The 22,023-nt window shown below is 71.6% G+C and carries 20 protein-coding genes; 13 read left to right on the top strand and 7 right to left on the bottom strand.

The genetic code is table 11. From position 1 onward, the window contains the following. The first annotated feature begins 79 nt into the window (after window positions 1-79). The 6 genes from ACIRJR_RS23660 (at window position 80) to ACIRJR_RS23685 (ending at window position 5,987) form a co-directional block, all read left to right on the top strand. Entirely contained in the window at window positions 80-472 is a 393-nt protein-coding gene (locus tag ACIRJR_RS23660) for an SCP2 sterol-binding domain-containing protein (protein WP_403783972.1), read from the top strand. Between the two features lie 51 nt (window positions 473-523). Further along, entirely contained in the window at window positions 524-1,747 is a 1,224-nt protein-coding gene (locus ACIRJR_RS23665; RefSeq protein WP_403783974.1) for an acyl-CoA dehydrogenase family protein, read from the top strand. Then, a complete protein-coding gene (locus ACIRJR_RS23670) occupies window positions 1,744-2,739 on the top strand; it encodes a hypothetical protein (RefSeq protein WP_403783976.1) in 996 nt (331 codons plus the stop codon). Before ACIRJR_RS23665 ends, ACIRJR_RS23670 begins: the two co-directional genes overlap by 4 nt. Then, window positions 2,736-3,665: a ThiF family adenylyltransferase gene (locus ACIRJR_RS23675; protein WP_403783978.1), complete on the top strand. Its 930-nt coding sequence runs from the start codon at window positions 2,736-2,738 to the stop codon at window positions 3,663-3,665. The genes ACIRJR_RS23670 and ACIRJR_RS23675 overlap by 4 nt, the downstream gene beginning before the upstream one ends. A gap of 95 nt (window positions 3,666-3,760) precedes the next feature. Continuing rightward, a complete protein-coding gene (locus tag ACIRJR_RS23680) occupies window positions 3,761-5,194 on the top strand; it encodes an MFS transporter (RefSeq protein WP_403783980.1) in 1,434 nt (477 codons plus the stop codon). Window positions 5,195-5,210: 16 nt separating this feature from the next. After that, entirely contained in the window at window positions 5,211-5,987 is a 777-nt protein-coding gene (locus ACIRJR_RS23685; protein WP_403783982.1) for a LuxR C-terminal-related transcriptional regulator, read from the top strand. 82 nt (window positions 5,988-6,069) lie between these two features. Here ACIRJR_RS23685 and ACIRJR_RS23690 read toward each other — a convergent pair whose 3' ends face one another. After that, window positions 6,070-6,594, bottom strand: a complete 525-nt coding sequence (locus ACIRJR_RS23690; RefSeq protein ID WP_403783984.1) for a transcriptional regulator — start codon at window positions 6,592-6,594, stop codon at window positions 6,070-6,072. 508 nt (window positions 6,595-7,102) lie between these two features. Between ACIRJR_RS23690 and ACIRJR_RS23695 the strand changes: the two genes are divergently transcribed. Then, complete coding sequence (locus ACIRJR_RS23695; RefSeq protein ID WP_403783986.1) at window positions 7,103-7,390, top strand: hypothetical protein; 288 nt, start codon at window positions 7,103-7,105, stop codon at window positions 7,388-7,390. Between the two features lie 49 nt (window positions 7,391-7,439). Next, on the top strand, window positions 7,440-8,654 hold the full coding sequence (locus ACIRJR_RS23700; protein WP_403784270.1) for a beta-ketoacyl-[acyl-carrier-protein] synthase family protein: 1,215 nt from the start codon (window positions 7,440-7,442) through the stop codon (window positions 8,652-8,654). Window positions 8,655-8,739: 85 nt separating this feature from the next. Here ACIRJR_RS23700 and ACIRJR_RS23705 read toward each other — a convergent pair whose 3' ends face one another. Beyond that, entirely contained in the window at window positions 8,740-10,467 is a 1,728-nt protein-coding gene (locus ACIRJR_RS23705; RefSeq protein ID WP_403783988.1) for an alpha/beta fold hydrolase, read from the bottom strand. A gap of 299 nt (window positions 10,468-10,766) precedes the next feature. Between ACIRJR_RS23705 and ACIRJR_RS23710 the strand changes: the two genes are divergently transcribed. Continuing rightward, entirely contained in the window at window positions 10,767-11,846 is a 1,080-nt protein-coding gene (locus ACIRJR_RS23710; protein WP_403783990.1) for an esterase/lipase family protein, read from the top strand. A 76-nt stretch (window positions 11,847-11,922) separates the two neighbouring features. Here ACIRJR_RS23710 and pgl read toward each other — a convergent pair whose 3' ends face one another. From pgl to tkt, 5 genes are read right to left on the bottom strand one after another with little or no spacing between them, the layout of a single operon-like run. Continuing rightward, window positions 11,923-12,705, bottom strand: a complete 783-nt coding sequence (gene pgl / locus ACIRJR_RS23715) for a 6-phosphogluconolactonase (RefSeq protein WP_403783992.1) — start codon at window positions 12,703-12,705, stop codon at window positions 11,923-11,925. Further along, the gene (gene opcA, locus ACIRJR_RS23720) at window positions 12,702-13,733 is read right to left on the bottom strand and encodes a glucose-6-phosphate dehydrogenase assembly protein OpcA (protein ID WP_403783993.1); all 1,032 of its coding nucleotides are present in this window, start codon (window positions 13,731-13,733) and stop codon (window positions 12,702-12,704) included. The genes pgl and opcA overlap by 4 nt, the downstream gene beginning before the upstream one ends. Continuing rightward, window positions 13,730-15,262, bottom strand: a complete 1,533-nt coding sequence (gene zwf, locus ACIRJR_RS23725; RefSeq protein ID WP_403783995.1) for a glucose-6-phosphate dehydrogenase — start codon at window positions 15,260-15,262, stop codon at window positions 13,730-13,732. The genes opcA and zwf overlap by 4 nt, the downstream gene beginning before the upstream one ends. 5 nt (window positions 15,263-15,267) lie before the next feature. Next, a complete protein-coding gene (gene tal, locus ACIRJR_RS23730) occupies window positions 15,268-16,386 on the bottom strand; it encodes a transaldolase (protein WP_403783997.1) in 1,119 nt (372 codons plus the stop codon). Window positions 16,387-16,420: 34 nt separating this feature from the next. Continuing rightward, window positions 16,421-18,508, bottom strand: a complete 2,088-nt coding sequence (gene tkt, locus ACIRJR_RS23735; protein ID WP_403783999.1) for a transketolase — start codon at window positions 18,506-18,508, stop codon at window positions 16,421-16,423. Window positions 18,509-18,793: 285 nt separating this feature from the next. Here tkt and ACIRJR_RS23740 point away from each other — a divergent pair, with 285 nt between their 5' ends. The 4 genes from ACIRJR_RS23740 to ACIRJR_RS23755 all read left to right on the top strand — a co-directional run bounded on the left by ACIRJR_RS23740 (window position 18,794) and on the right by ACIRJR_RS23755 (window position 22,018). Further along, on the top strand, window positions 18,794-19,747 hold the full coding sequence (locus ACIRJR_RS23740; RefSeq protein ID WP_403784001.1) for a heme o synthase: 954 nt from the start codon (window positions 18,794-18,796) through the stop codon (window positions 19,745-19,747). A gap of 99 nt (window positions 19,748-19,846) precedes the next feature. Then, on the top strand, window positions 19,847-20,203 hold the full coding sequence (locus ACIRJR_RS23745; protein WP_403784003.1) for a hypothetical protein: 357 nt from the start codon (window positions 19,847-19,849) through the stop codon (window positions 20,201-20,203). 164 nt (window positions 20,204-20,367) lie between these two features. Next, window positions 20,368-21,009 carry a bifunctional 4-hydroxy-2-oxoglutarate aldolase/2-dehydro-3-deoxy-phosphogluconate aldolase gene (locus ACIRJR_RS23750; protein WP_403784005.1) on the top strand — a complete coding sequence of 214 codons (642 nt, stop codon included), beginning with the start codon at window positions 20,368-20,370 and terminating at the stop codon, window positions 21,007-21,009. Between the two features lie 31 nt (window positions 21,010-21,040). Beyond that, entirely contained in the window at window positions 21,041-22,018 is a 978-nt protein-coding gene (locus tag ACIRJR_RS23755; protein ID WP_403784007.1) for a sugar kinase, read from the top strand. Window positions 22,019-22,023: the final 5 nt, after the last annotated feature.

A 22,023-nucleotide genomic window follows, 5' to 3' on the forward strand; every position in this document is an offset into this window, starting at 1 on the left:
TCGTGCGGTGACACCCGGAAGTGAAGCCTTCGTTCTTCGCGGGCGGGGCGTCGGGCCGCTGAAATCGTGAAGGGGAAGCATGACCGTATTTCCGTCCAGTGAAATGGCCTCCGATGTGTTCGGCCGGCTTTTCGGTGTGCTGCTGGAGGACGAGCAGTTCGTGACGAAGGCACGCGACGAAGGGCTGTCGGTGCAGCTGGTGCACACCAAACCGGACTGCCGGATCTTCGTCTCGTCCGAGGGCGTCGTCCTCGGCGACGAGGCGCCGTCCAAGGCCGCGATCACTCTCAAGATGTCCTGCGACACCGCGCACGCGCTGTGGATGGGACGCCTTCTGGTGCCCGCCGCGATCGCCACCGGCAAGCTCCGGATCCGCGGCCGCATCGCCAAGGTGCTGGAACTGGTGCCGATGCTCCAGCCCGCCTTCGACAGCTACCCGACGATCGCCGCCGAGTCCGGCGTCGGTGCCTGACATCCCGCGCACCTGCCCGACGACACCTGTGCCCAAGGAGCCACGAAAGACATGACCACCGACGTACCGGCAGATCTCGTCCCGGAACTGAACTTCGACACGCTGCCCCCGGACGTGCAGCGGCTCAAGGAGGCCGCGCGACAGTTCGCGCAGGAGACCGTCAGGCCTCTGGTCCGCCGGCTCGACCAGGCGCCGGCGGAGGAATTCGACTGGGACGTGGTGCGCCGGGGCCACCGGATCGGCCTGACCCGGGCCGCGGTCCCCACCGACTACGGCGGCCTCGGCCTCGGGATGCTGGGGGTCGCCACCGCACTGGAGGAGGTGGCCGCGGTGTGTCCCGGAACCGCGCTCGTCTTCGGGGCCACGATGCTCGGCCAGGCTCCGCTCCTGCTCTCCGGCGATCCCCGGCTCCAGGCGCGGTACCTTCCCCAGTTCTCGGGCGACGACCCGGTCCTCGCCTGCAACGCGGTGACGGAGGAGGACGCCGGGTGCGACCTGATCATCCCGGCCAACGCGCATCACGCACGCAACGTCATGACCGCGCGCAGGGAGGGTGACCAGTACGTCCTGACCGGCAGGAAGCGGTTCATCACCAACGCCCGCTTCGCGTCCTTCGCCTCCGTCTTCGCGAACATGGAGGGAAGCCCCGGCGCCACCGGCCTCACCTCCTTCATCGTGCCCCTGGGCCTCCCCGGAGTGGTCCGCGGTCCCGTCGCCGACAAGATGGGCTACCGGGCCTGCCTGGGGAGCGAGCTGGAGTTCGACGAGGTCCGGGTGCCCGCCGAGAACATGATCGGCGGCGAGGGCGAGGGCATGCCCATCAACATGGCCCAGAGCAACATGGCCCGGGCCGCGGTCGCCGGCATCTCCACCGGTGTGGCCCGCGGGGCCCTGGAAGCGGCCGTGACCTGGGCCGGTGAACGCGTACAGGGCGGTCAGCCGCTGCACCGGCACCAGTTCACCGCGGCGAAGCTCGCCGACATGAGCGCCAAGGTGGAGGCGTCCCGCCTGCTGTACCTGCACGCGGCGAACACCGTGGACACCCAGCTGCCACCACCCGCCTACGAGCCGGCGATCGCCAAGCTGTTCGCCGACCGGGCCGCGATCGACGTGGCCGACACCGCTCTCTCCCTGGTCGGCGCGCGCGGCTACCTGCGGTCCCACGGGGTGGAGAAGATGCTCCGCGACGCCTACGGAACCCGCGTCTACGAGGGGACCCCCGAGGTGCTGGCGCTCACGATCACCGAGAGCCTCTACACGGAGGACGACGAATGAGCACCACCTCCCCGCTCGCGGGCGGTGACGGGCACGCCCGCACCACCATCCCCGTCTCGGCCGACCCCGCGGGCTCCCGCGCCCTGCGCTACGTCGCCGACATCCTCGAACTGCACGAGAGGCTGACCTACCGGCAGCTCCCCTCCGAGATCGACGGGCCACCGCTCTACCACGCGGAGGACGCGCACAGCGGTCTGGTCACCCTCACCGCACGCGACAGCCAGTTCCCGGCCCGCTACCTCAGGGGCATCCTCGGGTTCCGGCTGGCCCAGTACCTGCGGCTCAGCTGGATCTCGGCCGACCTCGTCTACCGCACGGCGGCCTTCCACGAGCCGCTGCCCCGCTCAGGGCAGATGGAGAGCGTCCACACCGTGACGCTCTGCTCGCGCACCGGGAGGATCCGGGGCTACGTCGGGCTCAGCTGCTCGGCGGACACGGTGAGCCTGCCCCTCGACTCGCCACGGCGCGCGCTGTTCCCGACCGAGGCGGCCCACGGCATCGACCTCCTGGGACAGTACGCACGCCCAGGCCTGGGAACCCACCAGGTCTTCGAACTCAAACGCTTCCTGCGGGACCAGACGATGCCGCGAGGCGTCCAGCACGACCGGGTGCCGTGGCACCTCATGCTCGGCATGGGCGAGGCGATGATCCAGCTCGGTGACGCGATCCGCCTCGTGCTGGGCGACGCCAAGGAACACGTGGCCCTGCGGCATCTGCGCCTGGCCGGCTTCGACCTGCGGGTCGTCGAGGACACCTCGCCGAGCCTGCCCACGTCGGATCCGCTGGCACCGATCTACCACCAGGACGTCCTCGCCAAGCCGTTCGTCGCACCGGTGCCCGAGGACCTCCCCTGGTACCGGGACGTGGTCCGTTCCTACCTCGACGGCAGCAGCGACCTGACCTCGTACCACGCGATGGTCGCCCGGCTCGCCGGACGAAGGCAGGCGGACGGCGGCTCGACGATCCCCCGCCAGCGTGGAGGTGCCGGATGAGCGCGGACAGCACGGGCCTCCCGCCCACAACCACCGGGGAGTCGGGGCCGCACAGGGAGTTCTACGAGGAGCTGATCACCCGGAACGCCGGCGTCGTCCCGGCCGGCGCGCAGTCCGCGCTGCGCAACGCCACGATCCTCGTGGCGGGTTGCGGGTCGATCGGCGGGGCGGCCGTGGAGCCGCTGACGCGCCTCGGCGTACAGCGCTTCCTCCTGGCGGACCCCGGGACGTTCGAACTGAACAACCTCAACCGGCAGAGCGCGGTCGCGGCCGACATCGACCAGAACAAGGCCGCCGGTGCGGCGGAACGCATCATGTCGATCAACCCCCACGCCAGGGTGACGGTGTTCACCGAGGGGGTGACCGCGTCGACGGTGCAGAGGCTCACGGCGCCCAGCCAGATCATCATCGACGGGGTGGACGTCACCACCATCGACGGATGGCGGGCGAAACACCTCCTGCACCGGGTGGCGGTCCAGCGGAGGCTGCCGCTCATCACCGGCTGGGACATGGCCGGAACCCAGTACGCGCGCTGCTACGACTACCGGCGCATCCGGGAACCCTTCGACGGCGCCATCCTCCCGGACGACATCGAGAGCGTGGACACCTGGGAACTCCTGCGCCGTGCGGTGCCGCTGCGCCGCGTGCCCGTCGAGATGCTGGCGGAGATCCGGGCGAACCACACGAGGCCGGACTACAGCTTCCCGCAGGTCGCCTACACAGCGACCGCCTTCGGGGTGCTCAGCTCCTACATGGCGCTACGCGTCCTGGCCGGGGAACGGGTGCGTCAGGAGATCAGCCTGGACGTGCACCAGATGGCCCGGCCGCTCGGTGAGCGATGGCTGAACCGGATGCGGTGGCCGTTCGAACTGGCCGCCCTGGTGCCGCCGATGCTCCACCTCATGCGCCGTCCGAACGCCCGCTGAGCACGACAGCGCCCCTGCCGGCGGCGTGCCCGCGGGCTTCCGCGGGGACGCCGCCGCCGTCCGGTCCGCGTCCCGTCCTCCACGAGAAGGCAGTCATGCAAGATTCCAAGCGGAGCGTCCTGTGGACGTTCCTGTGCTGTGGCCTCGGCGTGGCCATGGTGTCCCTCGACAACCTGGTGGTCATCACCGCCCTCCCCGCGATCCGCGAGAGCCTCGGCGGTGACATCCAGCAACTCGAATGGACGGTCAACGCCTACACCCTCACCTACGCCGTCCTGATGCTCCCCGGCGCCGCCCTCGGTGACCGGTTCGGACGGCGGAGGATGTTCGTGGTGGGCCTGGGTGTGTTCACCGCCGCGTCGGCGGCGGCGGCTCTCGCGCCCGGCATCGGCGCGCTCATCGCCGCCCGCGCACTGCAGGGCCTCGGGGCCGCCGCGCTGATGCCGCTCAACCTGACCCTGCTCACCGCGGTCGCTCCGGCGGCCCGCCGCGGAGCCGTTCTCGGGGCGCTCAGCGCCGTCGAGGGGCTCGCCATCGCGATGGGTCCCCTCGTCGGCGGGGTGATGGTCGAACACCTGGCCTGGCAGTGGATCTTCTGGATCAACGTGCCGATCGGGCTGCTCCTGCTGCCGCTCGGCCGGTGGAAGCTCGCCGAGAGCAGAGGCCCCAACTCCCGGCTGGATCTGCCCGGGACCGTACTGGCCGGTGCCGGCCTGTTCGGAATCGTGTTCGGCCTCATCCAGGGACCCACCGACGGCTGGACCGCTCCCTCGGTGCTGACCGCGCTGGGCGGGGGAACCCTGCTCCTGGCCGCCTTCGTGACCTGGGAACTGCGCACCGACATGCCCATGTTCCCGATGCGGCTCTTCCGCCACCGGACCTTCAGCGGGATGAACGCCGCCGGGCTGCTGATGTTCGCGGGCATGTTCGGTTCGGTCTTCCTCCTCACCCAGTTCTTCCAGGGGCCGCGCGGCTACTCCCCGATGGAGGCGGGCCTGCGCATCCTGCCCTGGACCGCGGTGCCGATCTTCGTCGCGCCACTGGTCGGATTCCTCTCCGACCGGATCGGCGGCCGGCCCATCGTGGCCGTCGGCCTGCTCTTCCAGGCCTGCGGGCTGGGCTGGATCGCCGCACGCGTCTCACCGGACGTGGACTACCTGTCCCTGGTGCCGGCACTCGTCCTGTGCGGACTCGGAATGACCTTCTACTTCTCACCGACCGCGAACCTGGTGATGAGCTCGGTCGACGCACAGGACCGGGGGATGGCCTCCGGCGCGGTGAACTCCCTGCGGGAGCTGGGCGGGGTGTTCGGCGTCGCCGTGCTGGCCTCCGTGTTCACCGCGCACGGCGACCTCGCCACACCGGACGGCTTCACCGACGGCATGGTCCCCGCTCTGTGGACGGGGGCCTGCCTCATCGCCGTCGGCGCACTCGCCGTTCTCATGACGCCGAGACGGCCCGCCGCCGCCCGCGCCGAGGGAAAGGACGCGGGCCTGACGGTGCCCGGCGCCGGGAGCGCGCGGGCCTGACCCCGGCCGGCAGCCCATGGCCGGTGAACCGGCCCACCCCGGCGTGTGCACACGCCCCGCTGGAAGGAGAAGTCCGATCGCCGCACCCGTCCGCGTCCTGCTCGTCGACGACCGCGCCATCACCCGGGCCGGTATCCGGGCCGTTCTCGACCGTGACGATGCCGTCGAGGTGGTCGGGGAGGCCGCCGACGCGGTGGACGCCGAGCGTGAGGCACTGCGCCTCCGCCCCGCAGTGGTGCTCGCCGACGCCCACTCACCCCGCCTCGACGCCGCCCGCCTGGTCTCCGCGCTGGCCGCCCGGTTGGGGGACACCATGCCGTCGGTGCTGCTCACGGCCCACAGCACCGACGGCGCCGCCCGGAAGGCCCTCCGGGCCGGCGCCAAGGGGGTGGTGCTCAGCGACGCCACTCCGGAGCAGCTGCTCTTCGCCGTCCACATGGTCGCGGCGGGGTACGCCCTCTTCGCGGCCCCAGGCATCCGGAACACCGCGGGCGGCGAGGGAGCGTGGCCCGTGATCGCGCCCGGCGCGGAGCCGGACTCGGACCGCGCCGCCCGCGACCCGCTGACCAGGCGTGAGCGCGAAGTACTGCAACTCCTCGCCCGCGGCCTCAGCAACGCCGAGATGTCGGCCGAACTCGTGGTGAGCGAGAGCACCGTGAAGTCGCACGTGCAGAACCTGCTCGACAAGCTGCACCTGCGCAACCGGGTGCACGCCGTGATCTACGCACACCGCGCGGGGATCGCGCCCCCGGTCTGCGCCTGCTCCGGGCCGCCGCTGACCGGAGTGCGGTGAGCGGGGCCGGAGGCCGCGTGCCCATGGGCCGGGCCCACCCACGGAGCCCCTGCCGGACCGATGTCCGGCAGGGGCTCCTTGGTCAGCCCGGACCTTCCAGCAGGTAGCCGCGCCGACTGGCGGTGCGTACCCGAAGACCGAGGGGCAGGACACGGCGCCGGATCCTCATCACATGCAGGTCAAGGGCGTTGCGGCTGGCCGTGTTGCCACCGCTGCTCAGCAGCGTGAGCAGTTCGTCCCGGGCCACCAGACTCCCGAAGCGCTGCACCAGAGGCCGTAACAGGTACATCTCGGTCGGGGACACGGGCACCACGCGGGTGCCGTACCTGAGCAGGCCGTCGTGGTCGAGCACCGGTACGTCGTGGGACGAGGCCCTGGCGCGCAGTGCCGACACGCGCGCGGCGAAGTCCTCCCGGGTGATCGGCGACCGGACCCAGTCCTCCCGCATGTCTGTCGACACAGGGGGAGTGGCCCCGTTCTCGATCACGAGAAGGCGGAGGACGCCCTTCTGCCTGAAGTGTTCCAGCTTCGATGCTTCGAGGGGCCAGCGGACTACTTGGACCTGCTCCTCGGCCGAGGAGGGCGGAGGCATTTTGGTGTGCGGCATTGCTCTCTCTTTCCGGATTTTGCAGAAAAACAGGAAAGTCGCCCCTGAGTCCCTGCCCCTGTAGTGCGTTAATTCACCGTTAAAGTGAATCGGGGGTGCGGGGTAGGTGCTGAAAAACCGTTCTCTGCAGCCTCTTTCTTTACTATGCAGCATTCCTGAGCGTGGTGGCAATAAGCAATAGTCGAAGGCATTGTAAGACAAGTCAGAAAAAATTTGATCATGGTTCGGAGCTGGGCATACTGTACGCGTAGAGAGGGGTGAAGCGCTCTCTTGTCGGGGTTTCCGCTCCCTTGCGCCCCCCTTGTGGCGGAGGATCCTCTAAAAGGGGGAGTCGATAATTCGACAGGATAGGCGAGGCGAGGGTGAGTGGTGCCGCATAGGTTGGGTGCGGTCGCGGAGAGGAATCCTCGGCCGGTAACTCGACAGTGCCTCCGTGGCATTCCGTGCGCCCGTCCGGGCTCTACGGCATTTTCAAGCCACGCTCGGCGCAAAGGAATGGGGAGCGTGTGTGACTGTGGAAATTAATGCATTTCACGATGCGGGGGAGCCCGCGCGGAGAAGCGGCCCGAACAGTGCGACCGCCGCGCCCTGCACCCGGACCCCGGGCCCGGCGGAGAGCCGTACGGCCCCGCCGGCCGCGGCCGGCCCGGGCGCCCACGACAACCCCGCCCAGGTGGCCGGCACCCGCGATCTGATGCTCGCCGTGGCGCGGCTCGCCGCGGCGGGACTGAGCGCGTACGCCGTTTCCTCCGGCGGCTTCGGTGAGAGGGGCCGTCGTGCCGCGTACGGCGGGTGAAACCGCGCGCCACCACGGTGCGCCGAGCAGCGGTGCGCAGGGCAGGGGCGTGCCGGGCAACGACGTCCTCGTGACGGGCATGGGGGCCACCACCCCGCTCGGCGCCGACGTCGCGGGCACCTGGGAGGGACTGCTGGCGGGCCGCTCCGGCATCTCGCCGATCGTCGAACCCTGGGTCACGCGGCTACCGGTGCACATCGCCGGCGCCATGCTCCAGGACCCGTACGACGAGGTGGACAGGGTGCAGAGGCGCCGGCTGGACCGGAGCCAGGCGGCGGCGATGGTCGCGGCCAGGGAGGCGTGGTCCGACGCCGGACCGCCGGAGGTCGAACCCGAACGGCTGGCCGTCGTCGTGGGCACCGGCATCGGCGGCGCGCTCACGATGCTCGACCAGCACGACCGTATGGGGGAACGCGGCCGGCGCGCCGTATCGCCCTACACGGTCCCCCGGCTGATGCCCAACGGCGCCTCGGCCGTGGTCAGTCTGCTGCTCGGGGCGCGGGCGGGGACCCATGCGCCGACCAGCGCCTGCGCCTCGGGTGCCGAGGCGATCGCGGTCGGCGCCCTGCTCATCCGCGCCGGCCGGGCCGACGTCGTGGTGGCGGGAGGAACGGACGCCTGCATCCACCCCCTCTCGCTCGGGGCCTTCGCGCAGATGAGGGCCCTGTCGCTGCGCAACGACGCGCCCGACCGCGCGTCCAGGCCGTTCGACCGGGAGCGCGACGGCTTCGTGATGTCCGAGGGCGCGGGGATGGTCGTCCTGGAACGGGGCGACTTCGCACGTGCGCGGGGGGCGCGCGCCCATGCGGCACTGGCGGGCGCGGGTGTCACCTCCGACGCCCACGACCTCACCCTGCCCGATGCCGTCGGCCAGGTACGCGCCATCGAGGAGGCGCTGCGCGACGCCGGGCTCACCGGCGGCGACATCGGCCACGTCAACGCGCACGCGACCGGGACGCCTCAGGGGGATGTCGCCGAGTCCCGGGCGTTGGCGGCCGCGGTGGGCCGTCATCCGGCGGTCACGGCGGCGAAATCCTCCACGGGGCATTTGCTGGGCGCCTCGGGCGCGGTGGAGGCGATCCTCACGGTGCTCGCCCTCAAGGAGTCGCTCGTGCCTCCGGTGCGCAACCTGGAGAAGGCCGGGGACGGCATCGACCTCGACCTGGTCACCGGCGCACCGCGGAGGGCCGTCGCGACGGCGGCCCTGTCGACCTCCTTCGGATTCGGCGGACACAACGTGGTGCTGGCCTTCACCCGTGACTGAGTGCCCAACGGGCGCACCGGCGGCGCGGAGGCGGTCCGCCGCGGCAGCGGCCCCGGTGCGGCCTCCTGGTACGGGCCGGCGGCCGCTAGCGTGCCGCTGCCCGCTCCCTCACCCGGACCAGGTGGGCGGCGAGGTCGTCGGGATGTGTGAGCTGGGGGTAGTGACCGGCCGCGGCGATCTCGGTGACCGGCAGTCCGCTCGGCTCCTCCAGCGGATCCCGTGCGCCGACGACGAGTTCCACCGGCACCGTGACGCGCGGCAGAAGGCTCCGCAGCGCGGCGCGCTGTCCGTACGCGGAGCGCAGGGCGGCGACCACGCGGACCGCGGCCCCCGCTCTCCCGAGGTTTGCCACGGGGCCTTCGAGACAGCTGTCGTCCGGCAGTTCGAGCGACTTCGCCAACTGCTCGGCGGACATCCGGCGCAGGACCGGGACGGCGAGAGGAGAGCGCGTCAGCCACGAGGACGCGGGCTGGAGGAACGCGGGGGAGACGAGGACCACGGCACCCACGCGTCCCGGATACCTGAGCGCGTAACGCAGGGCAGGTCCGCAGGAGTAGGAGTGCGCCACCAGGACGGGCCTGCCCCGGACCGGTGCGAGGAGGTCCGCCAGCCACTCGTCGTGGGACCGGCGCGGTACGGGTGCCGACCGGCCGAACCCCGGCAGGTCGGCCGCCAGGGTGGCGGCGTCCAGCCGTTCGGTCACGGGCGACCAGGAGTCGGCGTCGACGGGAAGCCCGTGGAGGAAGACGTAGTCCGGCCGCTCCCGGTCACCGGCCACCCAGGTCCTGTCCGTGCCGACCTGCTGGAATCCGCACGGCACCCGCGGTGCCCGCCCCCGCCCGAAGCGGGCGGCGACCAGATGGTCCGCCCACTCCCGCAGGGCGTCGTCGACCGGCGGCATCTCCAGCCCGCAGGACGCCGCGAACTTCCGTGCGGACGACGTGTCGTAACGGTCGGTGGAGAGGAAGGACAGGGTCTCCGGATCCGCCCTGGTGAGGGCACGGGGAAGCCGCTTCACGAGCCCGACGGGGACGGAACGGCGCGGAGCGCGCACACCCATGTGCCCGGCGAGCAGGGCCACCAGTTCCGGCAGCGGGGGTGTGGTGTCGTCCAGCACCCAGTAGGTGCGGCCGGCGCTCTCCTGGTGCTCGGGGAGGGAGGCCAGGAACCGGACGAAGTAGTTCAACTCGACGACGGGAAGGAAGACGTCCGGGCCGCCGGGCAGTGCGGCCAGACGGCCCCGCCAGAGCTCCCCGGCGAGGTCCGCCAGGCCGACGTACTGTCCCGGGCCGATCACCGTGCTGGGGTTGGCCACCGTCAGCGGGACGCCCAGCTCCCGCGCCCGCTCGCGGACCGTCGCGTCGCCCTGGCGCTTGGAGGCCTCGTAGGCGCCGTCCCGCCGGTAGTCGGGCGAGCCCGCGTCGGCCGCGGCCATGCGGTAGCCGCTGATGTGCACCACCCGGCGCAGCAGCGGGCGGGCGGCGGCCCACTCGACCACGTGCGCGGCCCCGTCCACATTGACCGCCCTGGCCTCGGCCGGATCCATGCCGAAGGCGAAGCGTGCCGCCGCGTTGTACACGTCGCGCACGTCGTCCATGCCCTGCTCCGGCAGTCCCAGCCCGGTCCGGGTGATGTCGGCCCGGACGACCGTGAGGCCGCTGGTGTCCACCCGCTGCTCCTCGAGCCACCGGGTCAGCCGGTCGCCGTGCCCGTGCACGGCCGCGGCGACGCCCTGGCCCCGGCTCAGGAGTTCCGCCACGAGGGAGCGGCCGATGAAGCCACCGGCACCTAGGACAACCGACTTCGGGGGCATGCCATCTCCTTGCGCCCGGGCACGAGGCGGCGTGGCGCGTCAGGTGAGGGGGCGGCCGCAAAGGCCCGCACAGGACTTCCTCCACCGTACCGGTGCGATCACTCTGCGTGAACACCTCTGGGGGTGGTGTCACCCGAAAGCGGGTGGGTCCGTGCTCCGGCCGCCGCTGGGCCGGCCGGCCGGCGGAGGCCTCCGGCGGGCCCGGGGCCCGCCCGGCAAGGACCCCGCGACCGAGACGGGTGACACCACTTCAGCTCGCGTTCCGACGCACCCCTGAGAACCATCCGGGAGGTACCCCCATGCAGGTCCCGCATCTCCGCACCACCGGCCTCACCGTCCCCGACACCCCGGCGCGGCCGGGCCGCAGGACCCGTCCCCCGGGCCGCGGTCACCGCGGCCCGGCCCGCAGGGCGGTCCTGCCGGGCGTCCTCGGCCTCCTTCTCCTTCTCCACGTCCTGTGGTCCGCTCCGGCCGGCCGTCCCCTGGATACCGCCGCCTCGGCGGAGGCCGGGGCCGTGGACAACGGACGGCTGCGCTGGAAGCAGGCCTTCCTCGCCTCCGTGGACCATCCCGACGCCCCGCCTCGCGGGGCCAACGACTGGAACTGTGTGCCAGGCGCACGGCATCCCCGGCCCGTCGTGCTCGTGCACGGAACGTACGAGAACGCCTCCAGCAACTGGAGTGCCCTCTCGCCCCGGCTGAGGGCTGAGGGCTACTGCGTCTTCGCCGTCAACTTCGGTGCCCCGCGCGGCGACGTCAACAAGGGCAGAGCCGCCGTCCCGCGGTCCGCCGACGAGGTGGCCCGATTCGTCGACCGGGTCCTCGACCGGACCGGTGCCCGGCAGGTCGACATGGTGGGCCACTCCCAGGGAGGTGGCATCCTGCCGCGCTACTACCTGAAGTTCGCGGGCGGTGCCGTACCGGGCGAGCCCGCCCGCAACAAGGTGCACCACCTGATCGGCATCGCCCCGGCCAACCACGGCAGCACCGTCTCCGGGCTGGCCACTCTCGCCCAGCGGTTGCGCATCCTCGCCCCCGCGGCCGAGTTCGGCGGCCAGGCACTGGCCGACCAGACCATCGGCTCACCCGTGAACCGCAGGCTCGACGCGGGTGGTGACACCATGCCGGGCGTGCGGTACACGACCGTGGTCACCCGGCGGGACAGGATCGTCACCCCCTACGAGCGCCAGTACCTCCGCCCTGCGCGCCCCACCGACCGCGTCACCGCCGTCACCGTCCAGGACGTGTGCCCGCAGGACCGGACGGGCCACATGGGGAGCCCGTACGACCCCGTGGTCCTGCGTCTGGTGAGCGACGCCCTCGACCCCGCGACGGCAGGGCCGCCCGACTGCGCCGACGCCTCGGAGGCCACCGACTGAGCACCCGTCCGGCCGCGCATACCCAGAGGCCCGGCCCTCCGCTCGGGGAGCGGGGGGCCGGGCCTCCAGGTACGCGCTACGCGGACGCCGGCGGGTACAGGGCCCGCGGCAGCTTCGAGGCCGCCGCGGCGTCCAGCAGCCACAGCGTGCGGCTGCGGCCGTACGCCCCCGCCGCCGGTGCCTGGATCTCCCCGGCCCCGGACAGCGCGATCTCCGCGGCCTCCGCCTTGTCCTCACCCGCGGCCAGCAGCCACACCTCACGCGCCGCCCGGATGGCGGGGAGCGTGAGCGAGACGCGGGTGGGCGGCGGCTTGGGGGCGCCGTGCACACCGACGACGGTGCGCTCGGTCTCCCGCACCGCGGGCAGCTCCGGGAAGAGCGACGCGACATGGGTGTCAGGGCCGACGCCCAGCATCAGCACGTCGAACGCCGGTACGTGCCCGTGGTCCTCCGGCCCCGCGGCGGCGGCGAGCTCCGCCGCGTACCCCGCGGCCGCGGAGTCGGCGTCGCCGCCGTACGGGCCGTCCGAAGCGGGCATCGCGTGGACCCGGGAGGGGTCCAGGTCCACCGAGTCCAGCAGGGCCTCACGGGCCTGCGTGACATTGCGCTCCGGGTCGCCCTCGGGCAGGAACCGCTCGTCGCCCCACCACAGGTCGAGCCGCGACCAGTCGATCGCGTCGCGTGCCGGGGAGGCGGCGAGCGCGGCCAGCAGGCCGTTGCCGTTGCGGCCCCCGGTGAGGACCACCGAGGCGGAACCGCGGGCGGCCTGGGCGTCCACGATCTTCGTGATCAGCCGGGCCGCCGCGGCCTGTGCCATCAGCTCCTTGTCGCGGTGCACGACGAGTTGCGGTGCACTCACTTCGACGCCGCCTTCTTGGCCGCCGCCTTCTTCGCGGCAGGGGCGGCGGAACCCGTGGGCTCCGGCCGCTTCTGCCCCGTACCGACCGACGACGCCTCGGCGGGCCCGCCGAGGCGCTCCACGCCGAACTTCACCGTGGCCTCGTAGATGTTGTCCGGGTCCAGACGGCGCAGCTCCTCCGCGAGGAGCTCGGCGGTCTCCCGCCGCTTCAGAGCGACCGCGCGGTCCGGCTGGCCGGCCATGCTCAGCGTCGCCAGGGAGCCGTCGGGACGGTCCAGGACGATCACGCCGTTCTTGGTCTCCAGCCGCACGGCCGTCAGGCCGGGACCACCGGACAGGGTGCGCTCCACGGGGACCCCCAGCCGGTCCGCGAGCCACATGGCCAGCAGTTCGCAGCTCGGGTTGTCGGACTCGCCCTCGACCGTCGCCGAGACGACCTGCGCGGGCTGCTGGTCGAGCGCCGCCGCCAGCATCGAGCGCCACGGCGTGATGCGCGTCCAGGCCAGGTCCGTGTCACCGGGCCGGTACGTCGCCGCGCGCACCGACAGCTCGTCGAGCGGGTGCTCGGCCGAGTAGGTGTCGGTGATACGGCGCTGGGCGAGCGCGCCCAGCGGGTCCCTGGCCGGGTCCGCCGGAGCGTCCTCGGGCCACCACACGACGACCGGGGCGTCCGGCAGCAGCAGCGGCAGGACGACCGACTGGGCGTGGTTGGCCAGTTCACCATGGAGACGCAGTACGACGGTCTCGCCCGAGCCCGCGTCGGAACCGACCCGGATCTCGGCGTCGAGCCGTGCGTCGCGCCGGGCGCGCGGCGACTTGCTGACCCGCTTGATCACCGCGATGATCCGCGACGGGTGCTCGCGGGACGAGTCGCTCGCCGCCCTGAGCGCGTCGTAGGCGTTCTCCTCGTCGGTGACGATGACGAGGGTGAGCACCATGCCGATGGCCGGCGTGCCGATGGAACGGCGCGCCGAGACCAGCGCCTGGTTGATCTTGCTGGACGTGGTTTCCGTGAGATCGATCTTCATGGCCGGCGCCAGCTCCGTCCGTCGCGTGCGAGCATCTCGTCGGCCTCGGCCGGGCCCCACGTGCCGGCCTGGTACTGGGCGGGCTTGCCGTGCTTGTCCCAGTACTCCTCGATCGGGTCGAGGATGTTCCAGGAGAGCTCGACCTCCTGGTGGCGCGGGAAGAGGTTGGCGTCGCCGAGCAGGACGTCGAGGATGAGCCGCTCGTACGCCTCCGGGCTGGACTCCGTGAAGGACTCGCCGTAGGCGAAGTCCATCGTGACGTCCCGTACCTCCATGGAGGTACCGGGCACCTTGGAGCCGAACCGGACGGTGACACCCTCGTCCGGCTGCACCCGGATGACCAGGGCGTTGCCGCCGAGCTCCTCCGTCGCACCGGACTCGAAGGGGAGGTAGGGGGCACGCTTGAAGACGACCGCGATCTCGGTGACCCGGCGCCCGAGGCGCTTGCCCGTACGGAGGTAGAACGGCACGCCCGCCCAGCGGCGGTTGTTGATCGTCAGCTTGATCGCGGCGAAGGTGTCGGTCTTCGACTTGGGGTCGATGCCGTCCTCCTCCAGATAGCCGAGCGCTTCCTCGCCGCCCTGCCAGGCGTGCGCGTACTGACCGCGCACCGTGTGCCTGCCCAGGTCCTCGGGCAGCTCCACCGCGGTGAGCACCTTCAGCTTCTCGGCGACCAGGGCCTTGGGGTGGAAGGAGCCGGGCTCCTCCATCGCCGTCAGCGCCAGCAGCTGGAGCAGGTGGTTCTGGATGACGTCGCGGGCGGCGCCGATGCCGTCGTAGTAGCCGGCCCGGCCGCCGATGCCGATGTCCTCGGCCATCGTGATCTGGACGTGGTCGACGTACGACCTGTTCCAGATCGGCTCCCACATCGTGTTGGCGAAGCGCAGCGCCAGGATGTTCTGGACCGTCTCCTTGCCGAGGTAGTGGTCGATGCGGAAGACCTCGTTCGGCGGGAAGACGTCGTGCACGAGCTGGTTCAGCTCCTGCGCGCTCTCCAGGTCGTGACCGAACGGCTTCTCGATGACGGCCCTGCGCCAGCTGCCTTCCTTCTGGTCGGCCAGCCCGTGCTTCTTGAGCTGCTCGACGACCTTGGGGAAGAACTTCGGCGGCACGGAGAGGTAGAAGGCGAAGTTGCCGCCCGTCCCCTGTGCCTTGTCGAGCTCCTCGATCGTGCCCTTGAGGGTCTCGAACGCCGCGTCGTCGTCGAAGGTGCCCTGGACGAAGCGCATGCCCTGGCTGAGCTGCTGCCAGACCTCTTCGCGGAACGGGGTGCGGGAATGCTCTTTGACGGCGTCGTGTACGACCTGGGCGAAGTCCTCGTCCTCCCAGTCGCGGCGCGCGAAGCCGATGAGCGAGAAGCCCGGCGGCAACAGGCCGCGGTTGGCCAGGTCGTAGACAGCGGGCATCAGCTTTTTGCGGGACAAATCGCCCGTGACGCCAAAGATCACCAGGCCCGACGGCCCCGCGATACGCGGGAGCCGTCGGTCCTGTGCGTCACGGAGCGGGTTGGCTCCGGGAACACCAGACAAGGTGGTCAGCCCTCCGAAGGAGCGAGGCGCTTGAGCTCCGCCTCGGTGGAGTTGAGCAGGTCGATCCAGGCGGCCTCGAACTTATCGACGCCCTCGTCCTCCAGTACCTGGACGACTTCGTCGTAGCTGACCCCGAGCTTCTTGATCGCGTCGAGGTCGGCACGAGCCTGGTCGTAACGTCCGGCGACGGTGTTGCCGGTGATCTCACCATGGTCGGCCACGGCGTCCAGCGTCGCCTCCGGCATGGTGTTGACCGTGTTGGGGGCGACGAGGTCGTCGACGTACAGGGTGTCCTTGAGGGACGGGTCCTTCACGCCGGTGGAGGCCCACAGCGGGCGCTGCTTGTTGGCCTGCGCCTTGTCCAGGGCGGCCCAGCGGTCGCTCCCGAAGACCTCCTCGTACGCCTCGTAGGCCAGACGGGCGTTGGCGAGGGCGGACTTGCCCTTCGCGGCCTTCGCCTCGTCGCTGCCGACGGCGTCCAGGCGCTTGTCGATCTCGGTGTCCACGCGGGACACGAAGAAGGACGCCACGGAGTGGATCTTGGAGAGGTCCAGGCCCGCGGCCTTCGCCTTCTCCAGGCCCGCCAGGTAGGCGTCCATGACCTCGCGGTACCGCTCCAGCGAGAAGATCAGCGTGACGTTGACGCTGATGCCCCGCCCGATGGTCTCGGTGATCGCCGGCAGCCCGGCCTTGGTCGCCGGGATCTTGATGAGCGTGTTCGGCCGGTCCACCAGCCACGCCAGCTGCCTGGCCTCGGCGACCGTGGCCAGGGTGTTGTGGGCCAGGCGCGGGTCGACCTCGATGGAGACCCGGCCGTCCTGGCCGTCCGTCGCGTCGAAGACCGGGCGCAGGATGTCGGCGGCGTCACGGACGTCCGCGGTCGTGATCATGCGGATCGCCTCCTCGACCGTCACCTTGCGGGCGGCGAGGTCGGTGAGCTGCTGGTCGTAACCGTCGCCCTGGGAGATCGCCTTCTGGAAGATCGACGGGTTGGTCGTGACGCCCACGACGTGGCTCTGGTCGATCAGCTCGGCGAGGTTGCCGGACGTGATCCGCTTGCGCGACAGGTCGTCCAGCCAGATCGCCACGCCCTCGTCGGAGAGGCGCTTGAGTGCGTCTGTCATGAGAATTGCATCTCCTACTAGTCGTATGACCGCGTCAGCGCGCGGCGGCGGCGAGAGATTCCCGGGCGGCTTCCGCCACGTGCGCGGCGGTGAAGCCGAACTCGCGGAAGAGGACCTTGGCGTCGGCCGACGCACCGAAGTGCTCCAGCGAGACGATCCGGCCGGCGTCACCCACGTACCGGTGCCAGGTGAGTCCGATGCCCGCCTCGACGGCGACCCTGGCCTTCACGGACGGCGGCAGCACGCTGTCCTTGTACGCCTGGTCCTGCTCCTCGAACCACTCGACACACGGCATGGAGACCACACGGGTCGGAACACCGGCCGCCTGGAGCTCGTCGCGGGCCTCGACGGCCAGCTGGACCTCGGAGCCCGTGGCGATCAGAACGGCCTGCGCCTCGCCGCCCTCGGCGTCGAGGAGCACGTAGCCGCCCTTGGCGGTGTTCTCGTTCGCCGCGTAGGTGGGCAGGCCCTGGCGGGACAGCGCCAGACCGTGCGGGGCGCTCGTGCCGAAGTCCTTCTTGCCGCGCTTGAGGATCTCGCGCCAGGCGATGACCGTCTCGTTGGCGTCGGCGGGGCGGACGACGTTCAGGCCCGGGATGGCGCGCAGCGAGGCGAGGTGCTCGACCGGCTGGTGGGTCGGACCGTCCTCACCGAGACCGACCGAGTCGTGCGTCCACACGTACGTGACCGGGAGGTGCATCAGCGCGGAGAGGCGCACGGCGTTGCGCATGTAGTCGGAGAACACCAGGAAGGTGCCGCCGTAGACGCGGGTGTTGCCGTGCAGCGCGATGCCGTTCATGGCCGCGGCCATGGAGTGCTCGCGGATGCCGAAGTGGATCGTCCGGCCGTACGGGTCGGCCTCGGGCAGCGGGTTGCCGGCCGGGAGGAACGACGACGTCTTGTCGATCGTGGTGTTGTTCGAGCCGGCGAGGTCGGCGGAGCCGCCCCACAGCTCGGGGATGACACCGCCGAGCGCCTGGAGGACCTTGCCGGAGGCGGCACGCGTGGCGACGCCGTGGCCCGCCTCGAAGACGGGGAGCTCGTCCTCCCAGCCGGCCGGCAGCTCGCCCGCGGCGATCCGGTCGAAGTCGGCGGCGCGCTCCGGGTTGGCGGTGCGCCAGGCGGCGAAGGTCTTCTCCCACTCGGCCTTGGCCTCACGGCCCCGGTCCAGCGCCTCACGGGTGTGCGCGATGACCTCGTCGGAGACCTCGAAGGTCTTCTCGGGGTCGAAGCCGAGGACCCGCTTGGTGGCCGCGATCTCGTCGTCGCCGAGCGCCGAGCCGTGCGCGGCCTCGGTGTTCTGGGCGTTCGGCGCCGGCCAGGCGATGATCGAGCGGGCCGCGATGAACGAGGGGCGCTCCGTCTCGGCCTTGGCGGCCAGGAGCGCGAGGTGCAGGCCCTCGGGGTCCAGGTCACCGTTGGGCAGCTGGTCCACGCGCTGGACGTGCCAGCCGTAGGACTCGTAGCGCTTCATGGTGTCCTCGGAGACCGCGGTCTCCGTGTCGCCCTCGATCGAGATGTGGTTGTCGTCCCACAGCAGCACCAGGTTGCCGAGCTTCTGGTGCCCGGCGAGCGAGGACGCCTCGGCCGAGATGCCCTCCTGGAGGCAGCCGTCACCGGCGACGACCCAGACGGTGTGGTCGAACGGGGAGGTGCCGGGGGCCGCCTGCGGGTCGAAGAGACCGCGCTCGTAGCGGGAGGCCATCGCCATGCCCACGGCGTTGGCGACACCCTGGCCGAGCGGGCCGGTCGTCGTCTCGACACCCGTGGTGTGGCCGTACTCCGGGTGGCCCGGCGTCCTGGAGCCCCAGGTGCGGAACGCCTTGAGGTCGTCCAGTTCCAGGCCGTACCCGGCGAGGTAGAGCTGGATGTACAGCGTCAGGCTGGAGTGGCCCGCGGAGAGTACGAACCGGTCGCGTCCGGTCCACTCCGCGTCCGCCGGGTCGTGGCGCATCACCTTCTGGAAGAGGGTGTACGCGGCAGGAGCGAGGCTCATCGCCGTACCCGGGTGGCCGTTTCCGACCTTCTGTACGGCGTCCGCGGCGAGGACGCGGACGGTGTCCACGGCCCGCTGGTCCAATTCGGTCCACTGGAGGTCTGTGGTGGTCGGCTTGGTGCTCACCCTGAGTCAGGGCTCCTCTCCACTGTTCGTAAACCGGTGGCTGTAACCGCACCGGGCATTGTCGAGCCTACCCCCGCCGGAAGGCCGTACTTCTGCCCTTTCCACAGTGCGGGCGACCTGCGGAGTTCGCCTCCCGTATGAGCGCTCCCGTTCACTTCTGCGCCACCCCAACACGACCCCACCCCCGCGAAGAGCGGCGTGTGCCCAACGTCTACAGTGGTCTGGTTCGCGCAAGTCTTTACCGGGCCTTCATGCCCGGAGCTTGCTGGGATTTCTCTGTCAGGGGTGTGCGTGACGGCCGTCGAGTCCCGACCCGCAGGGGTCGCCTTGACTCCGAGCCCAAGGGGCCATCGCCCGTTCGGGGCCCGCATCAAGGCATTCGTGGCTCTTACCAAGCCGCGCATCATCGAGCTGCTGCTGATCACCACCGTTCCGGTGATGTTCCTCGCGGCTCAGGGCGTGCCCGATCTTTGGCTCGTAGTGACCACCACCATCGGCGGATATCTCTCCGCGGGCGGTGCCAATGCGCTCAACATGTATATCGACCGTGACATCGACGCGCTGATGGACCGTACGTCCCAGCGTCCGCTGGTCACCGGCATGGTGAGCCCCAGGGAGTGCCTCGCCTTCGGAATCGCCCTCGCGGTGATTTCCACGGTCTTCTTCGGACTGCTCGTCAACTGGCTCTCCGCCGCGCTCTCACTCGGCGCACTCCTGTTCTACGTCGTCGTCTACACGATGCTGCTGAAGCGCCGCACCTCGCAGAACATCGTCTGGGGCGGAATCGCCGGGTGCATGCCGGTGCTCATCGGCTGGTCCGCCGTGACCAATTCGATGAGCTGGGCCGCGGTCATTCTTTTCGCCGTGATCTTCTTCTGGACACCGCCGCACTACTGGCCGCTGTCGATGAAGGTCAAGGACGACTACGCCCGCGTCGGCGTCCCGATGCTGCCCGTGGTCGCCTCCAACCGGGTGGTGGCCCGCCAGATCGTCGTCTACAGCTGGGTGATGGTCGCGGTCTCGCTGCTGCTCACCCCGCTGGGCTACACCGGCTGGTTCTACACGGCCGTGGCCCTGCTGACCGGCGGCTTCTGGCTCTGGGAGGCGCACGGCCTGCAGAACCGGGCGAAGGCCGGCGTCACCGGTGCCAGGCTCAAGGAGATGCGGCTGTTCCACTGGTCCATCACCTATGTCTCGCTCCTCTTCGTCGCCGTGGCCGTGGACCCCTTCCTGAGGTAGTCCCGCACGACCGGAGCTCCGCCGACGGGCGGGGTGCGTGGCCCACGCCACGCACCCCGCCCGTCGCCACGTCTCCTACCCGTCGGTAGCATCCTGTCCATGGCAGAGACGGCTGAGACCCACCAGGTGGACGGCAAGCAGGCGGCGCGCGCGGAGCGCAGGGCGGCCCGGCTGGCCAAGCAGATCGGCGCCTTCGCGAAGGCGCACGGCGGTGCCGAGGGGCAGCTCGCCCACCTCGGCCAGGCCGGCACCCGCATCGTCCTCGTCGGCGAGGACGGAGGCTGGGGCGACCTGGTCGCCCCGTCGTACGCGGTCGCCGAGAGCGCGGCGGCGAAGGCCGGGATCACGATGCACGAGGACTTCGACGGCGAGTTCGCCGCGAAGGTCCGCACCGGCCCGTACGAGTGGTCGCGGATGGCCGGGATCCAGGTCGGCGGGCCGTCCGGCAGGCGCTGAGCCCCGTCACCCGTCCGCCCCGCGGCTCCGTGCCGCGGGGCGCTTCCGTGTGTCCGGCCGCGGGCCGTTCCGGCCTCCGGGTACCCCGCGGTGGCCCTCGGAACTGCGGGGACCACCATGGAGGCAGCACCACACGCACCCCAGAAGAAGGAGGGAACCCGGACGTGGAACTGCTCACCGCGCTGCGTACCCACCGGATCGTCGCCATCGTGCGCGGCACCGACGCGGACGCCTCACTCAGGACCGTCCTCACCCTGGCCGAGGAGGGCATCGCGCTCATCGAGGTCTCCCTGAGCGGCGAGGACGCCCCCGGCGTCATCCGCCGGGCCCGCGCCGAACTCGGGCCGGCCGCGCCGCTCGGCGCGGGCACCGTCCTGACCGCACGGGACGCCCGGACGGTCGCCGACGCCGGCGCCGACTTCGTCGTCACCCCCGCCGTCTGCGAGGGCGTCACGGAGTCGAAGCGCCTGGGGCTTCCGGTGCTCGCCGGAGTGATGACCCCCACCGACATCGTCGCCGCGCAGCGGCTCGGCGCCGACGGGTACAAGATCTTCCCCGCCGCCCAGGCCGGCGGGCCCGGCTTCCTCAAGGCGCTGCGCGGGCCGTTCCCCGACGCGCCGTTCGTGCCCGTCGGGGGAGTGGACGCCGAACTGGCGCGCACCTACCTGGCACACGGGGCCACCGCCGTGGGCGTCGGATCGCCGCTGATCGGCGACGCCGCGGACGGGGGCGGCCTGGACGCGCTGCGCGAGCGGGCCCGCGCCTTCCTCGACGCCGTACGCCTCGCCCCGGACGCCGGGCGATGAGCGCCGCCGCCCGCCGGCGGGGAGGTCCCGCATGACCGCGGCATCCCACGTGTCGCCTCCGGTGGCCTGCGTCGGGGAGACCATGGCCGCGCTGGTGCCGGATCCCGCCGCCCCGCTGGAGGAGGCGGCCGCGCTCGGCGTACGGATCGCGGGTGCCGAATCCAATGTGGCGGTGTACCTCGCGGACCACGGCGTGCCCGCGCGCTGGGTCTCCGCTCTCGGCGACGACCCGTTCGGCCGCCGGATCCGCGGAGAGGTCGCCGCGGCAGGTGTCGATGTCAGCGGGGTCCGCACCGACCCGGACCGGCCCACGGGGCTCCTGGTCAAGGATCCCGGCCCCGACGGGACCCGGGTCCACTACTACCGCCGTGGCTCCGCGGCCTCGGCCCTGACGGCGGACGTGCTGGAGGAGGACGCGGTGCGCACCGCCGGGCTCGTCCACCTCAGCGGCGTCACCCCGGCCCTCTCACCGGGCTGCCGGGAGCTGGTCGCCGCACTGCTGGACCCCCCGTCCGCCGAGCGGCCCCGGCCGGTCAGCTTCGACGTGAACCACCGCCCGGCCCTCTGGCCGGACGGCACCGCGCCGGCCGTGCTGCTGGACTTCGCCCGCCGGGCGGACATCACCTTCGTCGGCCTCGACGAGGCCCAGGCCCTGTGGGGCGAGGGGTTGGAGGACGCGGAGGCCGTGCGGGCGCTGCTGCCCGAGCCGGGCGTCCTGGTCGTCAAGGACGGCGGAACGGACGCCACCGCGTTCGACGGGACCGGGGTGCACCGGGTCCCCGCGCGCAGGGTCGAGGTGGTCGAGCCGGTGGGCGCGGGCGACGCGTTCGCCGCCGGGTTCCTCGCCGGGCTGCTCCGAGGGGAGTCCACCGTCCGGGCGCTGAGGCTCGGGCACATCACCGCCGGTGCCGCGCTGGGCGTCACCGGCGACCACGGCCCGCTGCCGGACCCCGACCGGATCGCCGGGCTGCTGGACGCGACGCCGCGGGAGTGGGCGGGGGACCGCTGAAGCCG

It is taken from the genome of Streptomyces sp. NPDC102402 (genome assembly GCF_044765765.1).
Taxonomy (GTDB): Bacteria; Actinomycetota; Actinomycetes; order Streptomycetales; family Streptomycetaceae; genus Streptomyces.